22 protein-coding genes are annotated in these 22,826 nt (G+C 74.1%); 13 read left to right on the top strand and 9 right to left on the bottom strand.

Translation table 11 applies throughout. From position 1 onward, the window contains the following. The first annotated feature begins 34 nt into the window (after window positions 1–34). Together CCN44_RS44960 and CCN44_RS09220 are read left to right on the top strand one after the other, a co-directional pair. A complete protein-coding gene (locus CCN44_RS44960; RefSeq protein WP_167403962.1) occupies window positions 35–172 on the top strand; it encodes a hypothetical protein in 138 nt (45 codons plus the stop codon). Further along, window positions 169–1,365, top strand: coding sequence for a methyltransferase domain-containing protein (locus CCN44_RS09220; RefSeq protein ID WP_086697327.1), 1,197 nt, complete (start codon window positions 169–171; stop codon window positions 1,363–1,365). The genes CCN44_RS44960 and CCN44_RS09220 overlap by 4 nt, the downstream gene beginning before the upstream one ends. A gap of 18 nt (window positions 1,366–1,383) precedes the next feature. Here the strand turns inward: CCN44_RS09220 and CCN44_RS09215 are convergent, their stop codons facing one another. The 3 genes from CCN44_RS09215 to CCN44_RS09205 form a co-directional block, all read right to left on the bottom strand. Further along, entirely contained in the window at window positions 1,384–2,622 is a 1,239-nt protein-coding gene (locus CCN44_RS09215) for a hypothetical protein (RefSeq protein WP_086697326.1), read from the bottom strand. A 3-nt stretch (window positions 2,623–2,625) separates the two neighbouring features. Continuing rightward, window positions 2,626–2,880, bottom strand: a complete 255-nt coding sequence (locus tag CCN44_RS09210; protein WP_059251257.1) for a MoaD/ThiS family protein — start codon at window positions 2,878–2,880, stop codon at window positions 2,626–2,628. A 91-nt stretch (window positions 2,881–2,971) separates the two neighbouring features. Further along, window positions 2,972–3,829 (bottom strand): alpha/beta hydrolase family protein, encoded by an 858-nt coding sequence (locus CCN44_RS09205; RefSeq protein ID WP_189397115.1) that lies wholly within the window; start codon window positions 3,827–3,829, stop codon window positions 2,972–2,974. Window positions 3,830–4,010: 181 nt separating this feature from the next. Between CCN44_RS09205 and CCN44_RS09200 the strand changes: the two genes are divergently transcribed. From CCN44_RS09200 to CCN44_RS09175, 6 genes are all read left to right on the top strand, one after another. Continuing rightward, window positions 4,011–4,790: a winged helix-turn-helix transcriptional regulator gene (locus CCN44_RS09200; RefSeq protein ID WP_059251254.1), complete on the top strand. Its 780-nt coding sequence runs from the start codon at window positions 4,011–4,013 to the stop codon at window positions 4,788–4,790. Window positions 4,791–4,897: 107 nt separating this feature from the next. Next, window positions 4,898–5,920, top strand: a complete 1,023-nt coding sequence (locus CCN44_RS09195; protein ID WP_079081065.1) for a LacI family DNA-binding transcriptional regulator — start codon at window positions 4,898–4,900, stop codon at window positions 5,918–5,920. A 203-nt stretch (window positions 5,921–6,123) separates the two neighbouring features. After that, a complete protein-coding gene (locus CCN44_RS09190; RefSeq protein ID WP_086697324.1) occupies window positions 6,124–7,122 on the top strand; it encodes a S1C family serine protease in 999 nt (332 codons plus the stop codon). A gap of 25 nt (window positions 7,123–7,147) precedes the next feature. Next, entirely contained in the window at window positions 7,148–7,375 is a 228-nt protein-coding gene (locus CCN44_RS09185) for a hypothetical protein (protein ID WP_059251248.1), read from the top strand. 95 nt (window positions 7,376–7,470) lie between these two features. Continuing rightward, the gene (locus tag CCN44_RS09180) at window positions 7,471–8,205 is read left to right on the top strand and encodes a response regulator transcription factor (protein WP_086697323.1); all 735 of its coding nucleotides are present in this window, start codon (window positions 7,471–7,473) and stop codon (window positions 8,203–8,205) included. Continuing rightward, the gene (locus CCN44_RS09175; protein ID WP_167403961.1) at window positions 8,202–9,728 is read left to right on the top strand and encodes a HAMP domain-containing sensor histidine kinase; all 1,527 of its coding nucleotides are present in this window, start codon (window positions 8,202–8,204) and stop codon (window positions 9,726–9,728) included. The genes CCN44_RS09180 and CCN44_RS09175 overlap by 4 nt, the downstream gene beginning before the upstream one ends. A gap of 10 nt (window positions 9,729–9,738) precedes the next feature. Here the strand turns inward: CCN44_RS09175 and CCN44_RS09170 are convergent, their stop codons facing one another. Further along, entirely contained in the window at window positions 9,739–10,218 is a 480-nt protein-coding gene (locus CCN44_RS09170; RefSeq protein WP_059251244.1) for a MarR family winged helix-turn-helix transcriptional regulator, read from the bottom strand. Between the two features lie 111 nt (window positions 10,219–10,329). Here CCN44_RS09170 and CCN44_RS09165 point away from each other — a divergent pair, with 111 nt between their 5' ends. The 4 genes from CCN44_RS09165 to CCN44_RS09150 all read left to right on the top strand — a co-directional run bounded on the left by CCN44_RS09165 (window position 10,330) and on the right by CCN44_RS09150 (window position 15,877). Next, on the top strand, window positions 10,330–11,196 hold the full coding sequence (locus CCN44_RS09165) for an NmrA/HSCARG family protein (RefSeq protein WP_086697322.1): 867 nt from the start codon (window positions 10,330–10,332) through the stop codon (window positions 11,194–11,196). 84 nt (window positions 11,197–11,280) lie between these two features. Further along, window positions 11,281–13,326, top strand: a complete 2,046-nt coding sequence (locus CCN44_RS09160; protein ID WP_059251241.1) for a pectinesterase family protein — start codon at window positions 11,281–11,283, stop codon at window positions 13,324–13,326. A gap of 62 nt (window positions 13,327–13,388) precedes the next feature. Beyond that, on the top strand, window positions 13,389–14,759 hold the full coding sequence (locus CCN44_RS09155; RefSeq protein WP_086697321.1) for an ATP-binding protein: 1,371 nt from the start codon (window positions 13,389–13,391) through the stop codon (window positions 14,757–14,759). After that, complete coding sequence (locus CCN44_RS09150; protein ID WP_059251236.1) at window positions 14,756–15,877, top strand: tetratricopeptide repeat protein; 1,122 nt, start codon at window positions 14,756–14,758, stop codon at window positions 15,875–15,877. Before CCN44_RS09155 ends, CCN44_RS09150 begins: the two co-directional genes overlap by 4 nt. Before the next feature lie 21 nt (window positions 15,878–15,898). On the opposite strand, the gene CCN44_RS09145 is transcribed toward CCN44_RS09150, so the two are convergent. Beyond that, window positions 15,899–17,683: a bifunctional metallophosphatase/5'-nucleotidase gene (locus CCN44_RS09145; RefSeq protein ID WP_086697320.1), complete on the bottom strand. Its 1,785-nt coding sequence runs from the start codon at window positions 17,681–17,683 to the stop codon at window positions 15,899–15,901. A 184-nt stretch (window positions 17,684–17,867) separates the two neighbouring features. On the opposite strand from CCN44_RS09145, the gene mshD reads away from it, so the two are divergent. Further along, window positions 17,868–18,794 (top strand): mycothiol synthase, encoded by a 927-nt coding sequence (gene mshD / locus CCN44_RS09140; RefSeq protein WP_059251232.1) that lies wholly within the window; start codon window positions 17,868–17,870, stop codon window positions 18,792–18,794. A gap of 64 nt (window positions 18,795–18,858) precedes the next feature. Here mshD and CCN44_RS09135 read toward each other — a convergent pair whose 3' ends face one another. The 4 genes from CCN44_RS09135 to CCN44_RS09120 are packed head-to-tail and all read right to left on the bottom strand — an operon-like array spanning window position 18,859 to window position 22,772. Then, on the bottom strand, window positions 18,859–19,509 hold the full coding sequence (locus tag CCN44_RS09135; RefSeq protein WP_086697319.1) for an ABC transporter: 651 nt from the start codon (window positions 19,507–19,509) through the stop codon (window positions 18,859–18,861). After that, the gene (locus CCN44_RS09130; protein WP_414820492.1) at window positions 19,500–21,035 is read right to left on the bottom strand and encodes an ABC transporter permease; all 1,536 of its coding nucleotides are present in this window, start codon (window positions 21,033–21,035) and stop codon (window positions 19,500–19,502) included. Before CCN44_RS09130 ends, CCN44_RS09135 begins: the two co-directional genes overlap by 10 nt. Next, a complete protein-coding gene (locus tag CCN44_RS09125) occupies window positions 21,032–21,892 on the bottom strand; it encodes an ABC transporter ATP-binding protein (protein WP_059251226.1) in 861 nt (286 codons plus the stop codon). Before CCN44_RS09125 ends, CCN44_RS09130 begins: the two co-directional genes overlap by 4 nt. A 46-nt stretch (window positions 21,893–21,938) precedes the next feature. After that, window positions 21,939–22,772, bottom strand: coding sequence for a zf-HC2 domain-containing protein (locus tag CCN44_RS09120; RefSeq protein ID WP_086697318.1), 834 nt, complete (start codon window positions 22,770–22,772; stop codon window positions 21,939–21,941). Window positions 22,773–22,826: the final 54 nt, after the last annotated feature.

Genomic DNA, 22,826 nt, shown 5'->3' with positions numbered 1-22,826 from the left:
GCCCGGCACCGACCGGAGTGAAGGAGAGAAGGCCATGAAGGTGAGCATCCACCTGCCCGCCGCCCCTGGGGACGGAGACGACAACGTGCCCGGGCAGCCCTGGACGCCGCCGCAGGAGCCGCCGAGTCCGGACGGGTCCAGCCCTGAGGGGGACGGGAAGCACCGCAAGTGATCTCTGACGCCCTGCGCACGGACCGCCCCGGCCGCACAGCGCTGGGGCGGGTCCTTCTGGAATCCGGTGTGCTGTCCTCGGACTGGGCGCCGACGTTCGCGGCCGTCGACCGGGCCACCTTCCTGCCGGAGCTGATGTGGCCGTACGACATGACGGCCCGCGCAAGCGTGGCCGTCGACCGGCGGGAGGATCCGGACGGCTGGTACGCCGCCGTCGACAGCGACGTCCCGATCGTCACCCAGTGGGACGACGGCGCGCACCGGGGGCCGGGGCCGGGGCGGCTGGCCACCAGTTCCTCGTCCATGCCGTCCGTGGTCTACGCCCTGCTCCGGGACCTGGACCTGGCGGAGGGCATGCGCGTGCTGGACGTGGGCACGGGCACCGGGGAGACGGCCGGCGCGCTGGCGCACCGGCTCGGGTCCGGGAACGTGACGACCGTCGAGGTGGACGGGACGGTTTCCGCGGCGGCGCGTGAGCGGCTGTGCGGGCTCGGGCTGTATCCGGAGGTGGTCGTCGGTGACGGGTTCGAGGGTCACCTCGGCTCCGCTCCGTACGACCGGATCCTGGCCACCGTCGGGATCCGCCGGGTGCCGCCGGCGTGGATCAGGCAGCTGCGGCCCGGCGGCGTGATCCTCGCGCCCTGGGGGACCTCCTTCGGGAACGGGGATGCCATGGTCCGCCTGGAGGTGGAGGGGGAAGCGGCCGTGGGTTCCTTCACCCGGTGCGTGGAGTTCATGAAGCTCCGCGCGCAACGGGGTCCCGCCGTCGACCACGGCGGCTATCTGGCGGCCGGTCCGCTGGAGGACGCCGAGCGGAGCACCACCCCCCTCACCGAGGAGGAGATCGTGACCGGGCCGTTCACCGACCTGCCGTTCGTGCTCGGTCTCCGGGTGCCCCACTGCCGTCAGGCCGTCGCGGACAGGCGGGAGGGGGCGCGGCCCGTGTGGTTCTACGGGCTGACGGACAGGTCCTGGGCGTGCGTGATGTTCCGGGGCGGGGAGCGGCACGCCTCCGTCTGGCAGTCCGGGCCCCGGCGGCTCTGGGACGAGGTGGCCGGCGTCTACCGGTGGTGGAGGGAGCGGGGGTCCCCGGACGTGACCCGGTTCGGGCTGACGGTCGACGCGGACGGACGGCAGCACGCCTGGCTGGACGACCCGGCGCACGAGCGCTGGCCCGTCCAGCACGATGCGTGACGGGCCCCTGCCGCAGGCCTAGCCCAGCGCCCGCCCCAGCACCCACACCGCCGGTGCCGCCGCCGACAGGGGCAGGGCCACGCCGGCCGTGAAGTGGACGAAGCGGGACGGGTAGTCGTAGCTCGCCACGCGGTGGCCGATCAGGGCGCAGGCGCCGGCGGCGGCGCCCAGGAGCGCGCCCTTCGAGCCGAGGTCGGTCATGCCGCCCGCCGCGATGCCCGCGCCCGCCGCCGCCAGCAGGGCGACCACGACCGACGCGGGGGTGGGCAGGGGCAGGGCGCGGGCCAGGACGGCCACCGCGACCGCCGCCGCGCCGACCGACACCGCGTCCGCGTCGGCGGCCAGGTAGCCGGTGGCCAGCACCGCGAGCGCCGCCGAGACGACCGTCGCCATCAGGCCGTACATCCGCTCGTCCGGCGAGGCGTGCGAGCGCAGCTGGAGGACCAGGGAGAGCAGCACCCACAGGCCGAGCGGGCCGAGGATGGCCACCAGGGCGTGGTCGCGGCCGGCCGCCAGCACCGCCACGTCGGCCGTCAGGGCGCCCGCGAAGGCCAGCGCGATGCCCTGCCGGGCGGGCCACATGCCGTTCAGCCGGAACCAGCCCGCCGCCGTCACCGCCTGGAGCACCACCAGGGGCACGACGAGGGCGTACGAGGCGATGGGCGCCGCCGCGGCCAGGAGCAGGCCCAGGACGGCCGTGAGCAGCGCCGGCTGCATGCCGGGCTCGATGATCGGGGAGCGGCCCTCCAGGCGGGCCCGCTGGGCGTCGGTGATCCGCGCGTTGCCGGCGAGGGTGGCGGGGCCGTATTCCGGTTCGGCCTCGGCCGAGGGTCCGGCGGAGGGCTCGGCGGGCGGGGCGGGCGTCGGCTCGTACGCCGCCGGTGCCGGGGCGGGCTCAGGAGCGTACGCCCCCGCGTGCGCGTCCGTGTACGGGCCGGCGTGGGCGTCCGCGTACGGGCCCGCGTGCGGCTGCCCGTACTGCTGCCCGTACTGCTGCGGGTCCTGGTGCGGGTCCTGGTGGTGCGGCTGCTGGTACTGGTGCGGGTACGCCGGCTGCTGGTCCTGCCGCGGGAGGTACGCCGTCTCCGCCGCCTGCACCGGCGCGTGCGTCTGCGTCTCCCAGGTCTGGCCCTGCCACTGCTGGGTGAGTTCCGGGTCGTGGCCGGGCTGCGGGTACTGCGCCTCGTGCGTGGGCCACTGCTGCTGGTAGGGGTCGTAGCCCTCGTGGGGGCCGCCCTGATACGGCTGGTTGGTCATCGCTCACCCTCCTGCGAACGGCGGGAGCACCTCGACCGTGCCGCCCTCGGCCAGCCGTACCGTCTCATGCGCGCGGGTCCCGACGGGGTCGCCGTCGACGAGGAAGGAGCATCGCTGCAGCACGCGGGTGAGTTCGCCGGGGTGTCGCGCACGCACGGCGGCCAGCGCGTCGGCCAGCGTGTCCGCCTCGTACGGCTCCTCGGCGACCTGGGCCGCGGCCTTGGCGGCGGCCCAGTAGCGCACCGTGACCTGGGGCATCTGAATCCTCAATCGACGGCAGGAAACAAGAACAGGGAACAAGAAAAAGATAAGGACAGTGTGCGGCAGGCTAGCCCGCCGCTCGCACCGGTCAGCCCGCCGCCCGCACCACCCAGGCCCCGATCCGGGCCATCAGGGCGTCGTCCGCCGCGTGCTCCGCGTGGCCCATGCCCGGCTCGACCCAGAGTTCGCCGTGGTCACCGGCCGCCTCGGCGAGCATCCGGGGGTGGTCGAGCGGGAAGTAGCCGTCGCGGTCGCCGTGCACGATCAGCAGCGGCGTCGGGGCGATCCGCGGCACGGACTGCACCGGGGAGAGCGGGACGGGGTCCCAGTCCCGGTGGTGGATACGGGTGCGCAGGCCGTAGCGGCCGACCAGGCGGCCCTCGGGGCGGGTGACCAGCCAGTGCAGGCGGCGCATCGGGGCGGTGCCCCGGTAGTACCAGCGGGCCGGGGCGCTGACGGAGACGACGGCGTCCGTGCCGCCGTACAGCGCCGCGTGCCGCAGGACCACCGAGCCGCCCATGGAGAAGCCCACGGTCGCCACGCGCGGGTGCCCGAGGCCGCGGGCCCACTCCACCGCGGCGGCGAGGTCCAGCACCTCCTTGTCGCCGACCGTGGACCGGCCGCCGGAGCGTCCGTGGCCGCGGAAGGAGAAGGTGACCACCGCGCCGTAGCCGCGCAGGACGTCCGCCACCCGGCGCAGGTGCGGGCGGTCCACGTCCCCGGTGAAGCCGTGCGCGATCACGAACACCAGGTCGCGGGAGGGGGAAGAAGGGGTGTCCGGAGCGTCGGAAGGCGTTTCGTATACGGCGGGGGGCGGATCGTATACGGATTCGATCGGAATTCCGTCGGCCGTGCGCAGAAACGTCCGGATAGGGCCCCGTCTGCCTGTCTCGGAATTCGGACGAACGGTGGAACGTGCCACATGACCTGCCGGACGGTTGCTCATGTGGGCTATTCTGCTGGGCAGAGGACTCGGGCAGCGTAGCCCCCGGGTCCTTTTGTGCTTTCGGAAGCGTTGTATACGAAGCGGGAAACCTCAGGTGACCGCCGGTGTACGGGGCCTTCGGGATCGCAGAGCAGTGCCCGTCCGCACACGTCCTCGCAGGGACCGAGGAGGAACACGACGTATGAGTTCTCTGCTGCTGCTGACCAACGCCCTCCAGCCGTCGACGGAGGTGCTTCCGGCCCTCGGCCTGCTCCTGCACAACGTGCGGGTCGCCCCGGCGGAGGGGCCCGCCCTGGTCGACACCCCGGGCGCCGACGTCATCCTCGTCGACGGCCGCCGCGACCTGCCCCAGGTGCGCAGCCTGTGCCAGCTGCTGCGGTCCACCGGACCCGGCTGTCCGCTGCTCCTCGTCGTCACCGAGGGCGGCCTCGCCGCCGTCACCGCCGACTGGGGCATCGACGACGTGCTGCTCGACACCGCCGGTCCCGCCGAGGTCGAGGCCCGGCTGCGGCTCGCCATGGGGCGGCAGCAGATCGTCAACGACGACTCGCCGATGGAGATCCGCAACGGCGATCTGTCCGTGGACGAGGCGACGTACAGCGCCAAGCTCAAGGGGCGGGTCCTCGACCTCACCTTCAAGGAGTTCGAGCTGCTCAAATACCTCGCCCAGCACCCGGGCCGGGTCTTCACCCGCGCCCAGCTGCTGCAGGAGGTGTGGGGCTACGACTACTTCGGCGGCACCCGGACCGTCGACGTGCACGTACGACGGCTGCGCGCCAAGCTCGGCCCCGAGCACGAGTCGCTGATCGGCACCGTCCGGAACGTCGGTTATCGATTCGTGACGCCCGAGAAGACCGACCGGTCCGCCGAGGAGGCCAAGGCCAAGGCCGGCCGGGCAAAGGCGGAGGATGCGGACGCGCCCGCCGTCCTGGACGGCACCGAGGTCCACGCCGAGGCGTAGCGGGCCGCGGCCGACGCATGAGCGGGGCCGGAGCGGGGCACGGTCCTCGCACAGCCGCCATGTGATACGCCCTGCCCAGAGCGGGTCCATCCGCGTAGACTCCGCGCGTGGCCAAGGTGACTCGGGATGACGTGGCACGGCTGGCTGGAACCTCCACCGCCGTCGTCAGTTATGTCATCAACAACGGACCCCGGCCGGTCGCCCCGGCCACGCGCGAGCGTGTCCTCGCCGCGATCAAGGAACTGGGGTACCGGCCCGACCGGGTCGCCCAGGCCATGGCCTCCCGGCGCACCGACCTGATAGGCCTCATCATCCCCGACGCCCGCCAGCCCTTCTTCGGCGAGATGGCGCACGCGGTCGAGCAGGCCGCCTCCGAGCGCGGGAAGATGGTCCTCGTCGGCAACACCGACTACATCGGCGAGCGCGAGGTCCACTATCTGCGCGCCTTCCTCGGCATGCGCGTCTCGGGCCTGATCCTCGTCTCGCACGCCCTGAACGACCTCGCCGCCGCCGAGATCGACGCCTGGGACGCGCGGGTGGTGCTGCTGCACGAGCGTCCGGAGGCCATCGACGACGTCGCCGTGGTGACCGACGACCTCGGCGGCGCCCAGCTCGCCGTGCGCCACCTGCTGGAGCACGGGTACGAGTACGTCGCCTGCATGGGCGGTACGGCGGAGACGCCGGCCGTCGGCGACCCGGTCTCCGACCACGTCGAGGGCTGGAAGCGGGCCATGGCCGAGGCGGGCCTGCCCACCGCGGGCCGGCTGTTCGAGGCGCCGTACAACCGCTACGACGCCTACCGCGTGGCCCTGGACGTCCTGTCCGGCCCCGACCGGCCGCCGGCGATCTTCTGCTCCACCGACGACCAGGCCATCGGCCTGCTGCGGGCCGCGCGCGAGCTGCGCATCGACGTGCCCGGGCAGCTGGCGGTGGCCGGGTTCGACGACATCAAGGAGGCCGCGCTCGCCGACCCGCCGCTGACCACGGTCGCCTCCGACCGCTCGGCGATGGCCCGGGCGGCGGTCGACCTGGTGCTGGACGACGGGCTGCGGATCGCCGGGTCCCGCCGGGAGCGGCTGAAGACGTTCCCGTCGCGGCTGGTGGTGCGGACCAGCTGCGGCTGCGTGTAGCTCCGCCGGTTCGGCCGGGTTGGTGCGGCCGTCGTGCGGCTTGCGCTTGCCGGTGGCCGGTCGCGCCCGCGCGGCGGCAGCCGCACATCGGCAGAGACCCGCGCCCCTTCGGGCGCGGGTCTTTATATCGGGCAAACGAGGTTCTGCCGGGCTTCTCAGGGCACACTCAGGAAGCTCTCATGGTCGCGGGGGACTCTCTTGTCATGACCGAGAGCCAGGGCACCTACGAGCAGCCGTACTCCTCCTCCGCTCCCTCCGCCGCCCCCGTGGACCCCGCGTGGCCGCCCCCGCCGCCGTACGAGCCGGCGGCCCCGGGCGCCGGGCCGGCCAGGAAGCGGACCCGGGGTCCGATGGCCCTGCTCGCCGCGGTCGCGATCGTCGCGGCGGCGGTCGGCGGCGGCACCGCCTACGCCTTCCAGGAGCTGACCGGCAAGGGCACGGCCGCCGTCGCGGGCAGCAGCACCACCGTGGTGCCGTCGAGCAAGAAGGGCGACGTCGCCGCGATCGCCGCCGCGGTCAGCCCGAGCGTGGTCGAGATCAGGGCGACGCTCGCGGGCGGCTCCTCCACCGGCTCCGGCGTGATCATCACGTCGGACGGCGAGATCGTCACCAACAACCACGTCGTCTCCGGGGCCACCTCGATCAAGGTGCGCACCAGCGACGGCAAGAGCTACACCGCGGAGGTGGTCGGCACCGACAGCTCCAAGGACCTGGCGCTGATCAAGCTGAACGGCGCCTCCGGTCTGAAGCCGGCCGCGCTCGGTGACTCCAGCGGCGTCCAGGTCGGCGACACGGTCGTCGCGATCGGCTCCCCCGAGGGCCTGACCGGCACCGTCACCAGCGGCATCGTCTCCGCCCTGAACCGGGACGTCACCGTCTCCACCGACGAGAACCAGGGCCAGGGGCAGGGCGGCGACGGACAGTGGCCGTTCCAGTTCGGCGGCCGTGAGTTCAACGGCGACACCGGCTCGTCCACCACCACCTACAAGGCCATACAGACCGACGCCTCCCTGAACCCCGGCAACTCCGGCGGCGCGCTGATCGACGCGAACGGTCGTGTCATCGGCATCAACTCCGCCATGTACGCCGGCGCGCAGGCCTCCTCGTCCTCGGACGCGGGCAGCATCGGCCTCGGCTTCGCCATCCCCATCGACACCGTCAAGTCCGACCTCGCCAAGCTGCGGGCGGGCTCCCGGAGTTAGCAACAGCGAGTGCAAGGAGCAGGTCATGATCAAGCACGTTCCCCACCGGTTCGCCGAGCGTGGTCCCGCCGGTCTCACCCTGGCCCTGACCATCGCGTCCGAACTGCACGTGCCCGTCCCGGCGCCCCGCGTGCCCCGCGCGCAGCAGCCGGCCGTGACGCCGGTCCCCCAGCTGATGGGCCTGCGCACCTCCGCCGCCCGCCCGCACCGCCGCAAGGTGCCGCTGCACCGTCTGACCACGGTCGCCGCCTGACCGGCGGGCGTGTCCCCGGCGCCTTGGCGTGGCAGGCTGAAGGACACCGACCCGTGGTCGTAAGACACCCACCGCACCCCGAGGAATCGCGAGCGATGAGTCCCGCCGAAGGCGACCGTGACCCCCAGCGCATCCTGATCGTCGACGACGAGCCGGCCGTACGCGAGGCGCTCCAGCGCAGCCTCGCCTTCGAGGGGTACGACACCGAGGTCGCCGTCGACGGCGCGGACGCCCTGGAGAAGGCCACGGCCTACCGGCCGGACCTGGTCGTGCTGGACATCCAGATGCCGCGCATGGACGGCCTGACGGCGGCCCGCCGCATCCGGGGGGCGGGCGACACCACCCCGATCCTGATGCTCACGGCCCGTGACACGGTCGGCGACCGGGTCACCGGCCTGGACGCGGGCGCCGACGACTACCTGGTCAAGCCGTTCGAGCTGGACGAGCTGTTCGCCCGCATCCGCGCCCTGCTGCGGCGCAGCTCGTACGCGGCGGCGGTGTCCGCCGAGGCCCGGCAGGACGAGGCGCTCACCTTCGCCGACCTGCGCATGGACCTCGCGACCCGGGAGGTCACCCGCGGCGGCCGGCCGGTCGAGCTGACCCGCACGGAGTTCACCCTGCTGGAGATGTTCATGGCCCATCCGCGCCAGGTGCTCACCCGGGAGCAGATCCTGAAGGCGGTGTGGGGCTTCGACTTCGAGCCGTCGTCCAACTCCCTCGACGTCTACGTGATGTACCTGCGCCGCAAGACCGAGGCGGGCGGCGAGCCCCGCCTGGTGCACACCGTGCGCGGGGTGGGCTACGTCCTGCGGCAGGGCGGCGCCGAGTGAGGCAGCTGGCGCGCCGCTACCGGGCGCTGCCGCTCCGGGCCCGGCTGGCGATGCTGGTCGCGGCGGCGGTGGCGTTCGCGGTGGCGGCGGTGTCGGTGACGTGCTGGTTCATCGTGGAGCGGAAGCTGTACGACCAGCTCGACCAGGATCTGCAGAAGTCGCTGCGGAGCACGACGCAGACGGAGCAGTTGCAGTTCACCCTCGACCACTGCACGGACACTCCGCAGGCCAACAGCGTCCTCCTCCGGGACCGGTACTCCCAGTTGGTCACGGAGGACGGCAAGGTGTGCCTCTTCGGCGGCGCGTCGGGCAAGATCAAGGTCACGCAGGCCGACAAGACGGAGATCAAGGACCTCGTACCCGACATCCTGTACTTCCGCAACGGCAGCGACGACGAGGGCAACGAGCTGCGGGTGCTCACCAAGCCCGTCGGGTCCACGGCGACCATGAGCGGCGGGCGCGGGCCCAACGTCGGCGTGCTCATCGCCGTACCGCTCAAGACCACGCAGAAGACACTCAACGACCTCGCCCTGGTGCTGCTCCTCGTCTCCGCGGTCGGAGTCGTCGGCGCCGGTGCCGCCGGTCTCGCCGTCGCCCGGGCCGGCCTTCGCCCCGTCGACAAGCTCACCGAGGCCGTGGAGCACGTGGCCCGTACGGAGGACCTGACGATCCGCATCCCGGTGGAGGCCGACAGCGAGGACGAGGTCGCCCGGCTGTCCCGTTCCTTCAACTCGATGACCGCCTCGCTGGCCAGCTCCCGCGACCTCCAGCAGCAGCTGATCGCGGACGCCGGCCATGAACTCCGTACCCCCCTGACCTCGCTGCGGACGAACATCGAACTCCTCACCCGCAGCGAGGAGACCGGCCGGCCGATCCCGCCGGAGGACCGCAAGGCGCTGCTCGCCTCGGTGAAGGCGCAGATGACCGAACTGGGCGCGCTGATCGGCGACTTGCAGGAGCTGTCCCGGTCGGAGGGGCAGCACGGCGAGCGGGTCCAGGTGGTCGCCCTCCAGGACACCGTCGAGGCGGCCCTGCGCCGGGCGCGGCTGCGCGGTCCGGAGCTGTCGATCACCGCGGACCTGGAGCCGTGGTTCGTCCGGGCGGAGCCCTCCGCGCTGGAGCGGGCCGTGGTCAACATCCTGGACAACGCGGTGAAGTTCAGCCCCGAGGGCGGCACGGTCGAGGTGCGGCTGAGCGGGGGCGTGCTGACCGTGCGCGACCACGGTCCCGGCATCCCCGAGGACGAACTCCCGCACGTCTTCGACCGCTTCTGGCGCTCCCCCAGCGCCCGCGCCCTGCCGGGTTCCGGCCTCGGGCTGTCCATCGTCGCCCGTACGGTGCAGCAGGCGGGCGGCCAGGTCGCCCTGGCCCGCGCCGAGGGCGGCGGGACGGTGGCGACGGTCCGGCTGCCGGGTGCTCCGACACCGCCGCCGGAGACGCCCGTGGCCGCCCAGACGGCCGGGACGACCGAAGCCACCGGGGCGCCCGAGACGCCGGGGACGCCGGGGACGCCGGGCGGCTGAAGCCGCGGGGTCAGTCCGGCTTGGGCATGGCGCGTACGCGGCGGATCTGGGTGTGGCTGAAGTCGCTCGCGCGGCGCATGTGGCGGGTGATCGTCCGCAGCTCGGCCTCGGTGTGGTCCTCGAAGACGGTCGCCCAGGTCTCCCCGAGCTCCTCCCACAGCGCGGTGACGCGGGCGACGCGCTCGGGGACCGGGGTGACCAGCACCCGGCGGCGGTCCTGCCGGTCGGGGGTGCGGGTGACGTAGCCGCCGCGCTCCAGGCGGTCCACGAGGCGGGTGGCCGAGCCGGTGGTGAGGCCGGTCAGCTCGGCGATCTGCTTGACGGTGACCGGTTCCGGCTCGGCCGTCAGCAGGCTGAGGCACTGCACGTCGGTCGGGTGCATGCCGAGGTGATCGGCGACGGCCTGGTTGAACAGCACGTAGGCGGCCAGGTAGCGGCGGGACTCCACGGCCAGTTCCTCGTACAGCCGGGCACGGCTCGGGTCTGCCACGGGACACCCTCCTGTCGATAATCGCTGCGCGGTGCAGCGATCTCCCCTGTACTCTGCTGCGTGGCGCAGCTAATGCGTCACACAGCAATGTTATCCGTCAGGGGGACTCCCATGCTCACCATCGCCGTCACCGGCGCCACCGGCACCCAGGGCGGGGCCACCGCCCGCGCCCTGCTGGCCGCCGGCCACCGCGTCCGCGCCCTGACCCGCCGCCCGGACGCACCCACCGCCGCGGCCCTGCGCGCCCTGGGCGCCGAGGTCCGGCACGCCGACTTCGACGACCGCGCCTCCCTCGACGCCGCGCTGGCCGGCGCCGACGCGCTGTTCGCGGTCACCACCCCGTTCGGCACCGACATCGACACCGAGGTCCGGCAGGGCACGGCCCTCGTGGACGCCGCGGCCGGGGCCCGGCTCGGCCATGTCGTCCTCACCTCCGCCGCCCACGCCGACCGCGGCACCGGCATCCCGCACTACGAGAGCAAGTGGGCGGTGGAACAGCACCTGCGCGCCTCCGGCCTGCCCTGGACGGTGATCGCGCCGGCGGCGTTCATGGACAACTACACCGGCGGCTGGAGCCGGGAAGGGCTGGACGGCGGGGTCTTCGCCTGGCCCATGCCCGCCGACCGGCCGCTCGCGCTCATCCCGGCCGCCGACATCGGCGCGTTCGCCGCGCTGGTCCTGCGGCGCCGGGACGACTTCGCGGGCCACCGCGTCGACATCGCCTCCGACACGTGCACCCCCGCGCAGATCGCGGCGGCCCTCACCGCCGCGCTGGGCCGCCCGGTCGTCCACGAGCAGCTGCCCCTGGAGCAGGTCCGCGCCCACTCCGCCGACCTGGCCGCGATGTTCGCCTACTTCGGCGACACCGGTCTCGACGTCGACGTGGCCGGTCTGCGCCGCGCCTACCCCGAGGTCGGCTGGCAGACGTTCGCACAGTGGGCGGGCGGCCAGGAGTGGACCGCGCTGCGGGGCCGGTGAGGGCCGGGGCGGGGCGGCAACCTTCCCGCGCCCCGCGGCGACGTGAGCGCAGCACCCCATCCGCACAGTCGACCGGAGTCGCCCATGAGCCGCCCCACCCCCCGCCACCGCAGGAGCCGTACCGCGTTCGCGTTCGGGCTGCCGCTCGCGCTCGCCGCCGGCGCCCTCGGCTACGGCTTCCTCGCCCCCGGCGCCCAGCCGCGGGCCGCCGCCGCCACCGCCGTACCGGCCTGGGCCACGGCCACCGCCGACGGGTTCGCCTCGGTGAACGCGCTCGGGCAGAACGGTACGTACGGCGGGCGCGGCGGCGAGATCGTCACCGTGAAGACCCTCGCCGACCTGGAGAAGTACGCCACCGCCGAGAAGCCGTACATCATCGTCGTGGCCGCGGCGATCACGATGGACCCGGTCGGCAAGGAGATCAGGGTCCGCTCGGACAAGACCATCATCGGCTCCGGCACCTCGGGGCAGATCGTCGGCGGCGGCTTCTTCCTCGGCCCGGGCGTCCACAACGTGATCATCCGGAACCTGACCATCCGGGACGCGTACCAGGGCGTCTGGAACGACAAGGAGCACGACTACGACGGCATCCAGATGGACGGCGCCCACCATGTGTGGATCGACCACAACGACATCCGGCACATGGCCGACGGCCTCATCGACAGCCGCAAGGACACCACGTACCTGACCGTCTCCTGGAACCGGCTCGGCCAGGAGAACAAGGCGTTCGGCATCGGCTGGACCGAGAACACCACCGCCGACATCACGGTCCACCACAACTGGATCCGCGAGACCGAGCAGCGCAACCCGTCCACGGACAACGTCGCCCACGCGCACCTGTACAACAACTACCTCCAGGACGAGCCGGGTACGGCGATCAGGGCCTCGTACGGCACCTACGCCCGCGGCAGGACCAGCATGCTGCTGGAGAACTCGTACTTCGAGGGCCTGGCCGACCCGGTGATCAAGGACGGCACCGCCACCCTGGTCCAGCGCGGCAACGTCTTCTCCGGCACCGGCGGCCGGAACGAGAGCGGGGGCACGGGCGCCGCCTGGGACCCGAAGAGCTTCTACGGCTACACCCTCGACAAGGCGGCCGACGTGCCGTCGGTCGTCACGTCCGGCGCCGGACCGCGCGGTTCCCTGGGCACGACGGCCACCGCCAGGGCCGCAGCCACCACCCTCACCGTCGCCAAGGACGGCTCGGGGCAGTACACGACCGTGCAGGCCGCGGTGAACGCCGTACCCGCGAACAACCCCTCCCGGGTCGTCATCGCGGTGAAGCCCGGCACCTACCGGGAGACCGTCAAGGTCCCGGCGAACAAGCCGCACGTCACCATCCAGGGCACCGGCGCCAGCCGCAAGGACACGCTGATCGTCTACGACAACGCGGCCGGCACCCGCAAGCCCGACGGTTCGGGGACGTACGGCACCGGCGGCAGCGCCACCGTCGCCGTGGAGGCCGACGACTTCCAGGCCCGCAACCTCAGCATCTCCAACGACTTCGACGAGGGCGCCCACCAGGACATCGCCCAGCAGGCCGTCGCCCTGCGCACGGCCGCCGACAAGGTGTTCCTGGACGGGGTCATCGTCAGCGGCGACCAGGACACACTGCTGCTCGACACCGCCGCCAAGGACCGGCTCGGCCGGGTCTACCTGACCAACTCCTACGTCACCGGCAACGTCGACTTCGTCTTCGGGCGGGCCACCGCCGTCCTCGACAAGTCGGTCATCACCCTGAAGAAACGCTGGGACGGCACCTCCGCCGGCTATGTCACGGCCCCCAGCACCGCGGCCGGCCGCAAGGGCTTCCTGATCGTCAACTCGTCCGTGACCGGCGGCGTCTCCGACCGCTCCTTCTACCTGGGCCGGCCCTGGCACGCGGGCGGCGACGCCACCCTCGACCCGCAGACCACCGTCCGCAACACGTCGTTGAGCGCCGCGATCAGGACCGCTCCGTGGACCGACATGAGCGGCTTCTCCTGGAAGGACGACCGGTTCGCCGAGTACCGGAACACCGGGGCGGGCGCGGGGGCGGCCGGCCCCGACCGGCCGCAGCTGACCGACGCGCAGGCCGCGGACCAGGAGATCGCGGACTGGCTGGGCGACTGGAAGCCGACCGCCTCCTGACGCATGCCGCCGCCCGGCGGGGGCCCGGTCCCGGCCAGGGGCCGGTTCCGTAGGGTGGCGTCATGCCGGAAGACCCTCCCCTGATACAGAGCCTGCGTACGGCAGTTGCCGCCGCGCCTGCCGACGTACCGCTCCGACTGCACCTGGCCGAGCTGCTGCTGAACGCCGGTCAGAGCGAGGCGGCGGTCGCCGAGGCGGCCGTCGCCCTGCAACACGCCCCCGGCGACGCACAGGCCCGGCACCTCATGGCCCGGGCCATGGGCATACCGGGCGCGCCGCAGCAGGCACCGGCCGGACAGCAGCAGCCGACCGGACAGCAGGCACCGGCCGGGCAGCAGCCGTGGGGCGAGCAGCAGACGTCCGCTGGGCAGCAGCCGCCGGCCGGGCAGCAGCCGCCCGGTGGGGAACCCTCCGTGCCCGTCTCCTCCCGCCCCCGTTTCGACTGGCGGGCCGCCGAGGAGCAGGTCGGGGACGTCGTACCGCCCCGGTTCGTCGCGGCCGAGGCGCCGGCGCGGGCCGACGGGGACGGTGATCCCCAGGGCGCCGACGCCTGGGACGTCGAGCGGCCCGGCGGGGTCCGGCTCGCCGACGTGGGCGGGATGCAGGAGGTCAAGGACCGGCTGGAGGCCGCCTTCCTCGCGCCGCTGCGCAACCCCGAACTGCGCCGGCTGTACGGCAAGAGCCTGCGCGGCGGGCTGCTGCTGTACGGTCCGCCGGGCTGCGGCAAGACGTTCATCGCGCGGGCCGTCGCCGGGGAACTCGGCGCCTCCTTCCTGTCGGTGTCCGTCAACGACGTGCTCGACATGTGGATCGGCAACTCCGAGCGCAACATGCACGAGATCTTCCAGACCGCCCGCCGGCAGGCCCCCTGCGTGGTCTTCCTGGACGAGCTGGACGCGCTCGGCGCCAAACGCAGCCGTACCGCCCACAGCGGCATGCGCAACACCGTCAACCAGCTGCTGACCGAGCTGGACGGCATCGACTCCGCCGCCAACGAGGGCGTGTTCGTGCTGGCGGCGACCAATGTGCCGTGGGACGTCGACACCGCCCTGCGCCGCCCCGGCCGACTGGACCGCACCCTGCTCGTGCTGCCCCCGGACACCCCGGCCCGCGAGGCGATCCTCCGCTACCACCTGCGCGAACGCCCCATCGAGAACATCGACCTGGGCCGTCTCGCCAAGGTCACCGAGGGGCTGTCCGGGGCCGACCTGGCCCATGTGTGCGAGGCCGCCGCCGAGCGCGCGCTGCTCGACTCCGCCCGCACGGGCACGGTCCGGATGATCGGGATGAAGGACCTGCTGGCCGCCGCCAAGGACGTCGTGCCCTCCACCGAGCCCTGGTTCGCCGCCGCCCGGAACGTGGCGATGTTCGCCAACGAGGGCGGCATGTACGACGACCTGATCACCTATCTGAAGAAGCGGCGGAAGCTGTGAGCACCGGACTGCACCCGGCCCTGGAGCGAGCGGACGCGCTCTTCGAACTGGGACGCTACGACGAGGTGAAGACGCTGCTCGGGCAGCGGCTCGCCGAGGACCCCGAGGACGTCCGCGCCTGGGTCCGGCTCGCCCGCTGCCATCTGCGCGTCGACGGCGAGGCGGACCGGGCGCTGGAGGCGACCGACCGGGCGCTCGCACTGGACCCCGAGGACACCCCCGCGCTCATCCAGCGCGCCCGCGCCCTGCAGTCGCTCGGCCGGATCGTGGACACCGAGGACGTGCTGCGCGAGGTCATCCGGCTGGACCCCGGCTACTGGTACGGGTACGCGCTGCTCGGCCACTGGCTGTACCGCATCCGGGTGCTGCGCCTCGCCAAGGCGGGCGGCCAGGCGACCCGGGAGGCCATGCTCTCCTTCCTGCGGGAGGCGGACGAACTGGCCCAAGAGGCCGTCCGGCTGGCGCCCGAGGAGGTGTTCCCGTACGAGGTGCGGTGGACGATCGCCGACCTGACGGGCGACCGGGCCCTCGCCGACCAGCTGGACGAGGCCATCCTGCGGCTCGACCCCCAGCACCCGCAGGCCCTGGCCCGGCGCACCCGGCGGGCCGCCGCCGCGCCGGGCGTCAAGGCCGCGCAGGCCGCCACCCTCTACGCCGACGCCCTCGCCGCCGCCCCGGACTCCGAGCAGATGCGGCAGGGCCTGGACGACGCCTCGTACCGGCTGCTGCGCGGGGTGCGGTGGATCGCCCTGCTGTGCGTGGGGCTTGCCGGGGCCATGCTCGACCTGTTCGCCACCGACGGCGACGCGCAGCGCGCGCTGCCGGTCCCCGTCGGCCAACGGCTGTGGACGCTCGTGCCGTTCGCCGCCCTGTGGGCCGTGGGCGCCCTGCTGCGCTACCGCCGGCTGCGCAAGGGCGTCCAGTACAACCTGCGGTCCCTGGTCCGGCGCCGCCGCTGGCCCCGGATCGTGCTCGGCCAGGCCGCCTGGGCCATGCTCTGCGCCCTGCTGCTCACCCAGGTGCCGTGGTCCGAGCGGACCGTGCCGCAGCTGCTGTTCTGGGCGGGGCTGGCGCCGACGGCGGCCACCGTCTGGTTCGACCGCCGCCGGCGGAGCTGACGCCCGGCCCTGCCGAGGGCTTCAGCCCACGACCGTGATCCGGTCGGCCTTCGGCGGGGCGATCGGGTCCGCGGCCGACGAGTTCGCCGTCAGGTACTTCTCCAGCGCGGTCAGGTCGTCCGAGCCGACCAGGTCGTTCGTGCCCTGGCCCAGCGTCGGGAAACCGTCGCCGCCGCCCGCGAGGAAGCTGTTGGTGGCGACCCGGTAGGTGGCCGCGGGGTCGATCGGAGCGCCGTTCAGGCGGATCGAGCCGGTGACCACGCGGTCCGCGCCGGACTTGGTGAGGTCCAGGGTGTAGGTGAGCCCGGCGGACGGCTGGAGGATCTTCGGCGCCTCCGTGTTCGCGCCGCTCACCTGCTCCTTGAGCACCTGGATCAGCTGGGCGCCGGTGAAGTCCTGGAGGTTCACGGTGTTGGCGAACGGCTGGACCGTGAAGCCCTCGGCGTAGGTGACCACGCCGTCGCCCTCGGCGCCCTTGGCCGCGTAGGTCAGACCGGCCCGCACCCCGCCCGGGTTCATCAGGGCCAGGCTGGTCCTCGGGTCCAGCTCCCGGCCGTGCGCGAGCTGCGCGTCGGCGATCAGGTCGCCCATCGGGGACTCGGTGCCGGTGTTGCCGATGTCACCGGAGATGTAGCCGATGGGGCGGTTGCCGATCGGCGCGGCCAGCGCGTTCCAGCGGGAGATCAGGCCGGTCATGTCGGGTGCCTTGGGGACGTCCCGGGTGACCACGTGGTTCGCGGACCGCACCGCCGTACGCGCGATGTCGCCGGTGCGGCGGTCGTACGTCAGCGTGGTGTCGGTGTACAGGCGGCCGAAGGAGGACGCCGAGGTGACCGTGCGGGGGCGGCCCGACGGGTCCGGGACCGTGCAGACGTACGCCTGGTGGGTGTGGCCGGTGACCAGGGCGTCCACCGCCGGGGTGACGCTCTTGGCGATGTCCACGATCGGGCCGGAGATGCCGTCGCCGGCGCCCGGGGAGTCGCAGTCGTAGTTGTAGGAGCCGGAGGCCGGGTAGCCGCCCTCGTGGATCAGGGCCACGATCGACTGCACGCCCTGGCGCTGGAGCACCTTGGCGTACTTGTTGATGGTCTCGGTCTCGTCCTTGAAGGTCAGGCCCTTGACGCCGTCGGCGGAGACGATGCCCGGGGTGCCCTCCAGCGTGACCCCGATGAAGCCGATCCTCACGTCCTCCTTCTGCCAGACCCAGTACGGCTTCAGGATCGGCTTGCCGGTCTTCTCGTCCCGGACGTTCGCGGCCAGGTACGGGAAGTAGGCGCCCTCGAACTCCTGGCCGCCGGCACAGCCGTCGGTGGGGTGGCAGCCGCCGTTCTGCAGGCGGGCCAGCTCCCGGGCGCCCTCGTCGAACTCGTGGTTGCCGACCGAGGTGACGTCCAGGTCCAGCTGGTTCAGCGCCTCGACGGTGGGCTCGTCGTGGAACAGGCCCGACAGCAGCGGGGAGGCGCCGACCAGGTCGCCGCCGGCCGCGGTGACCGAGTACGGGTGGCCCGCGCGGGCCTGGCGCAGGTGGGTGGCGAGGTACTCGACACCGCCCGCGTCGATCGTCTTCGTGGTGCCGTCCGGCTGGAGTTCGGTGACCCGGCCGGAGGAACCGGACGGGGGCTCCAGGTTGCCGTGCAGGTCGTTGAAGGAGAGCAGCTGGACGTCCTGGTAGCGGCCCGGCCGGTGGTGGCTCTCGTGCGCGTCCGCCGGGAGGGCGGCGGTCAGCGCCGCCGCGGTGGCGAGACCGGCTGCGCTCGCGAGAAGAGCGTGCGTACGACGTCTGGTGCGCCGGGGCGCGGCTGGCATGGGACCCCCCTGTGGGTCGGCTGTGGTGGCTCGGCGCAGCCTAAGGTCAACGCGCGTAGCGCGACAGGGGGTTCCTGGTTACATCCTGGTTTCCCTTCGCCGGTGCCTGTGCCGACGGGTTGCCGGGCCGGGGCGCGGCCGGTGTGCCGGGACTTCGCCCCGGCCGCCCCGTACCCTCGTACGCATGAGCAGCGACGACACCGTACGGGGCTTTCCCGCCCGCTCCATCGAGACCTACTCCGCGCTCACCCCGGACCGGGCCGAGGCCGTGCTGCACCTGCTCGGCGAGGCGGCCCGGGTCGACGGGCAGCAGCCGGTGTCCGAGCAGGGCCGGCTGCAACTGCGTGGCGGCAGCCGCGAGGGCGTCTCGCACCTGCTGCTGTCGGTCGACGGCGAACTCGTCGGCTACGCCCAGCTGGAGGACACCGACCCGGTGGAGGCGCCGGCCGCCGAGCTGGTCGTGCACCCCGCGCACCGCGGGCACGGGCACGGCCGGGCGCTCGGCGCGGCCCTGCTCGCCGCCTCCGGCAAGCGGCTGCGGGTGTGGGCGCACGGCGGCCACCCCGCCGCCCGGCACCTGGCCCAGGTGCTGGGTCTGACCCTGTTCCGCGAACTGCGCCAGATGCGGCGCTCGTTGACCGACCTGGAGCTGCCCGAGCCGGCGCTGCCGGAGGGCGTGACCGTGCGCGCCTTCGTGCCCGGCAAGGACGACGCGGCCTGGCTCGCGGTGAACGCCGCCGCCTTCGCCCACCACCCGGAGCAGGGCTCGCTGACCCAGCGGGACCTGGACGACCGCAAGGCGGAGCCGTGGTTCGACCCGGCCGGGTTCTTCCTCGCCGAACGGCGCGGGGAGCTGGTCGGCTTCCACTGGACCAAGGTGCACGCCGAGGAGGGGCTCGGCGAGGTGTACGTCCTCGGTGTGCGGCCCGGCGAGCAGGGCGGCGGCCTGGGCAAGGCCCTCACCACGATCGGGCTGCGCCACCTGGCCGCGCAGCAGCTGCCGACCGCGATGCTCTACGTCGACGCCGACAACAAGGCGGCGGTGTCGGTGTACGAGCGGCTGGGGTTCACGGTGCACGAGACGGATCTGATGTACCGCACGGAGACGTGAGGGGGCTCGGCCGGCTTTCGGGTGCGGGTCGAGTGTGGCTGGTCGCGCCGTTCCCCGCGCCCCTTCAGGTTGGCTGGTCAGCCGTTCGCCGGAAGGGGTGGCCCAGCGGTTCACCGAGGGACGCAACACCTACGGTCACCGCTCCCGCCAGCAGCCACGCCCAGCGGTCGTGGGCCGCTGCCCAGCGGGGGTCCTCGGGGCCGGTGAACAGCGCCCAGCGGGACGGCAGCAGCAGCGGCGCGAGCAGGGCGGTGACCAGGACGGCGGTGGCCGCCGGCCGGCCGGGCCGCGGGTCGTCCGAGTGACGCACGGCGACCGTGGCCGCGGCGAGGGCGAGGGCGCAGGCGGTCCCGGCCTCCAGGGTGACGGCGCCGGCCGGCGGCCGGTGCGCGCCGGGCACCAGCAGCAGGGCGGCCGCCCACCACAGGGCGGCGACCGGTGCCACCAGCGCCACCCGCAGCGCGGTGCGGGCGGCCCGGCCGGTCGGGACCGTCGTCGTGCCGTCCCGGGCGGGGTCGTCCAGCAGGAAGGCCAGGCCCAGGGCGCCGGCGAGGGCGGCGCCCCGCAGCAGGCCGAGGGCGAGCCGGCTGTCGGGCTCGGTGCCCGGCAGCCGGGACAGCCCGGCGGTCAGCAGGCCCGCCGCGCCGGCCGCGCCCAGCGTCCGCCACGGCAGCGTGCGCCAGACGGGCACGGCCAGCGCCGGGATCACTCGCACCGGTCCGCCCCCGCCCCGGCGCGCACACCGAGCAGTTCGGCCGCGCGGGCGGTGCTGATCCTCGGCTTGGTCAGCTCGCTCCAGTGCGCCTTCACCCGGGCGGCGACGCCGTAGAACGGCTGGTGCAGCAGGGCGCGGACCACCTTGGTCTGACCGGCCGTCATGGTCAGCGGCTCGGTCCGGGAGAGGACGACCGCGGGGCCGGTGAGGCTGTCGTCGACGCGGACGTGCCGCAGCTGGGCCTCCGGGTCGGACTGCCAGGCGAGGGAGAGCCACATGACGGTGACCATCCGGCCGTCGCACAGCTCGCCCGCCGTCTTCTCGTCGCCCGCGACCAGCACCGCGGCCACGGCCGTGGAGAACTCCGGGACCCGGTTGCCGCCCCAGGAGGTGCCCACGGTCACCTGGTGGGGCGTGGTGGACGGGCGGAGCGCGGCGTCGTCGTAGAGGCCGTAGCGGGCCTCCACCCGCTGCCGGACGAGCAGCCGCTGCCCGTGCGCGGGCCCGCCCGCGAGGGACTGCACGCGCCGCACGACCCGGGCCCAGTCGCCGATGCGCGGGGTCCACTCGGGGAAGGCGCAGTAGGCCGTGGTGCCCTGGCGTACGCAGGTCTGGTCCTTCTCCGGGGTGAGCGAGGCACGCAGCCGGGCGGCGGTCGTCACCTGGGGGACGCCGCCGGTCTGGACGACCCCGCCCAGCACGGTCAGGGTGAGCGCGGCGGCGAGGCCCGCCCGGACGGTCCGGGTGCGGGTGCCGGAGACCAGGACGGCGAGCAGTGCGGCCGTCAGGGCGAGCCCGGCGAGGTAGAGGGCGTGCCAGCCGGCGGGGCGGCCGAGCAGCGCGGACGGCAGGGGGTGGGTGCCGGGCCCGCCGACCACGGGGGCGAACCAGGCCGCCCCGGTCTCCTGCCCGGAGAACGGGAACGCGGCCCCGACGAACATCAGGAAGAACAGCACGACGAGCAGCGGCGCCGCGACGGCCGACGGCGCCAGCCGGGCCAGCAGCACCCCGATCGCCCCGAACAGCAGCACCGTCAGCGGTCCGACCAGCAGCTCGGCCACCGAACCCCGGCCGACCGCGCCCGGCTTGAGCGCCTCCCAGGTGAACTGGACGGCCACCCCGGCGGCGGTGAGCAGCGCGAGCGGTACGACGGACAGGGCGTGCGCGGCCGTGCGGTGGCCCTGGGGCAGCACCAGCACGGCGAGGTGGCGTTCGGTGTCCCGGCGCCGGGAGCGCAGCACGGCGTGGTTCGCGCACAGCAGCGCGGCCAGGCCGACGAGCAGGGGTCCGCCCTGGGTGGCCCGGTCGGCGTCCTGGAGCACGGGGTAGTCGTCCCAGGGCTGGAGGGTGCGCCACCCGATCCAGGCGGCGTAGCCGGCGAGGGCGAGCAGGACGGGGACGCGCAGCAGCAGCCGGCGGGCCTCGAAGCGGGCGAGCGCCCCCACGGCCGCCAGGGTGGTCCGGGACGCGGACCGGGCGGCGGCCGGCGCGGTCGCCGGCTCCGTCTCGGGTACGAGCGCGGTCACGCGGTCACCTCCGCCGGGTCGCCGTCGAGGGTGAGCAGGTAGCCGTCCTCCAGGGTGGGTTCGAGGAGGTCGGCGCCCTCGGGCGGGTCGCCGACGTTGCGGAAGCCGCCCGCGCCGGTGCGCCAGCCGGCCTTCGCCCCGGGATCGCGCCCGGTGCTGCTCCACACCCGCCCCGCGGCCCGTGCGGTCAGCTCGGCGGGGGTGCCGTCGAAGCGGATCCGGCCGCCCGCCATGACCAGGACCCGGTGGCAGAGCATGGCGACGTCCTCGGTCTGGTGGGTGGACAGCAGCACCGTGCGGTCCTCCCCGGCGCGGGCGATCACCTCCCGGAAGCGCATGCGCTGTTCGGGGTCGAGACCGACGGTCGGCTCGTCCAGCACCAGGAACCCCGGGTCGCCGACGAGGGCGGCGGCCAGCGCGACCCGCTGCCGCATGCCGCCGGAGAGCTTCTTGATGCGGGTGCCGCGCACCTCGGCCAGGTCGGCCTCGTCGAGCACCCGCCGCACCTCCCGGTGCCGGGCGGCGCGGTCGGTCAGCTCCTTGAGGATCGCGACGTAGTCCACGAACGCGAAGGGGGTGAAGTCGGGGTGGAAGCCGGGCGTCTGCGGCAGGTAGCCCAGCTCGCGGCGCAGCTCCTGGCGGCCCCGCGCGGTGGCCGGGTCGTGCCCGAGCACCGTGAAGGCGCCCCGGTCGGCCGGCACGGCGGTGGCCAGCACCCGCAGCAGCGTGGTCTTGCCGGCGCCGTTCGGGCCGAGCAGCCCGGTGACGCCCCGGCTCAGCCGCAGGGACACCTCGTCGAGGGCGCGGGTGCCGCCGTAGCGGAGGCTGAGCCCGGAGGCGGAGACGGTGACGGTCATACGGCACTCCCGTGCGGAAGAGGGACGGAGGGGAACGGGGCGCGGCTCATCGGGCGCCTCCGTGGGACCGGGCCTGGTCGAAGCGGTCGCGGCCGAGGAAGAGCAGGCCGGCGGCGAGCGCCGCGACGCCGGCCGCCACTCCCTGCCCGGCCGCGGTGAACGGGGCGAGCGCGCGGTCGCCGCCCTCCCGGGCCGCGTCGGCCACGAGCAGCAGCGCGATCCAGCCGCCGCCGACCGCGGACGGCGCGACGGCCGGCCCGAGCCGGGGCGTCAGCGCGAGGGCGGTGGCGGTGAGCGCGAGCGCGGGCAGCAGCCAGCCGAACGCGCTCAGGCCGTACCCGGGCAGCGCGAGGCCCGCGAGGCCGTTCAGGGCGAGGCCGGCGGCGAGCACGGCGACCGTGCGGATCATCAGCAGGCGGAAGCCGTGCAGGGGGGCGACGACCGTCATCTCGTACGTCGGGTCGACCGCGGGCCCGTACGACAGGGCGACCCCGGCGAGCGGCAGCAGCGGGGCGACGGCCAGGAAGAGGGTGGCCGAGTGGCCGGTGCGGGCGGTCAGCACGGACATCGCCAGCACCAGCGCCACGGCCGTCAGCCAGGAGCGGCGCAGCACGGGGGTGGCGGCGAGCAGCCGGGCCGTGTGGTCCGCCACCCCGAGCCGCAGCAGCAGCCGCTCGAACGGGCGGGGCCGCGGCGCGTCCAGCTCGGCGTCCAGCCGCTCCCAGCCCGCGTCCAGCGCCCCCGGGTCCCAGGCCGCGGCCAGCACCGCCCGGCACTCGGCGCATCCGGCCAGATGCGTGTCGGCCGACCACACCAGCGGCGGCGCCAGCTCGCCGCGCGCGTACGCCCCGAGGTCCTCCGGGGTGACATGCCAGCTCATGCCGACACCCCCCGCGCCGGAAGGCCGCACGGGTGGTGCGGGCGGGAGTGCGGA

It is taken from the genome of Streptomyces tricolor (assembly GCF_002155905.1).
GTDB classification, from domain to species: Bacteria; Actinomycetota; Actinomycetes; order Streptomycetales; family Streptomycetaceae; genus Streptomyces; species Streptomyces tricolor.
The sequence above is the reverse complement of the archived record's forward strand: the minus strand, read 5'-3'. Positions and strand labels throughout refer to the sequence as shown.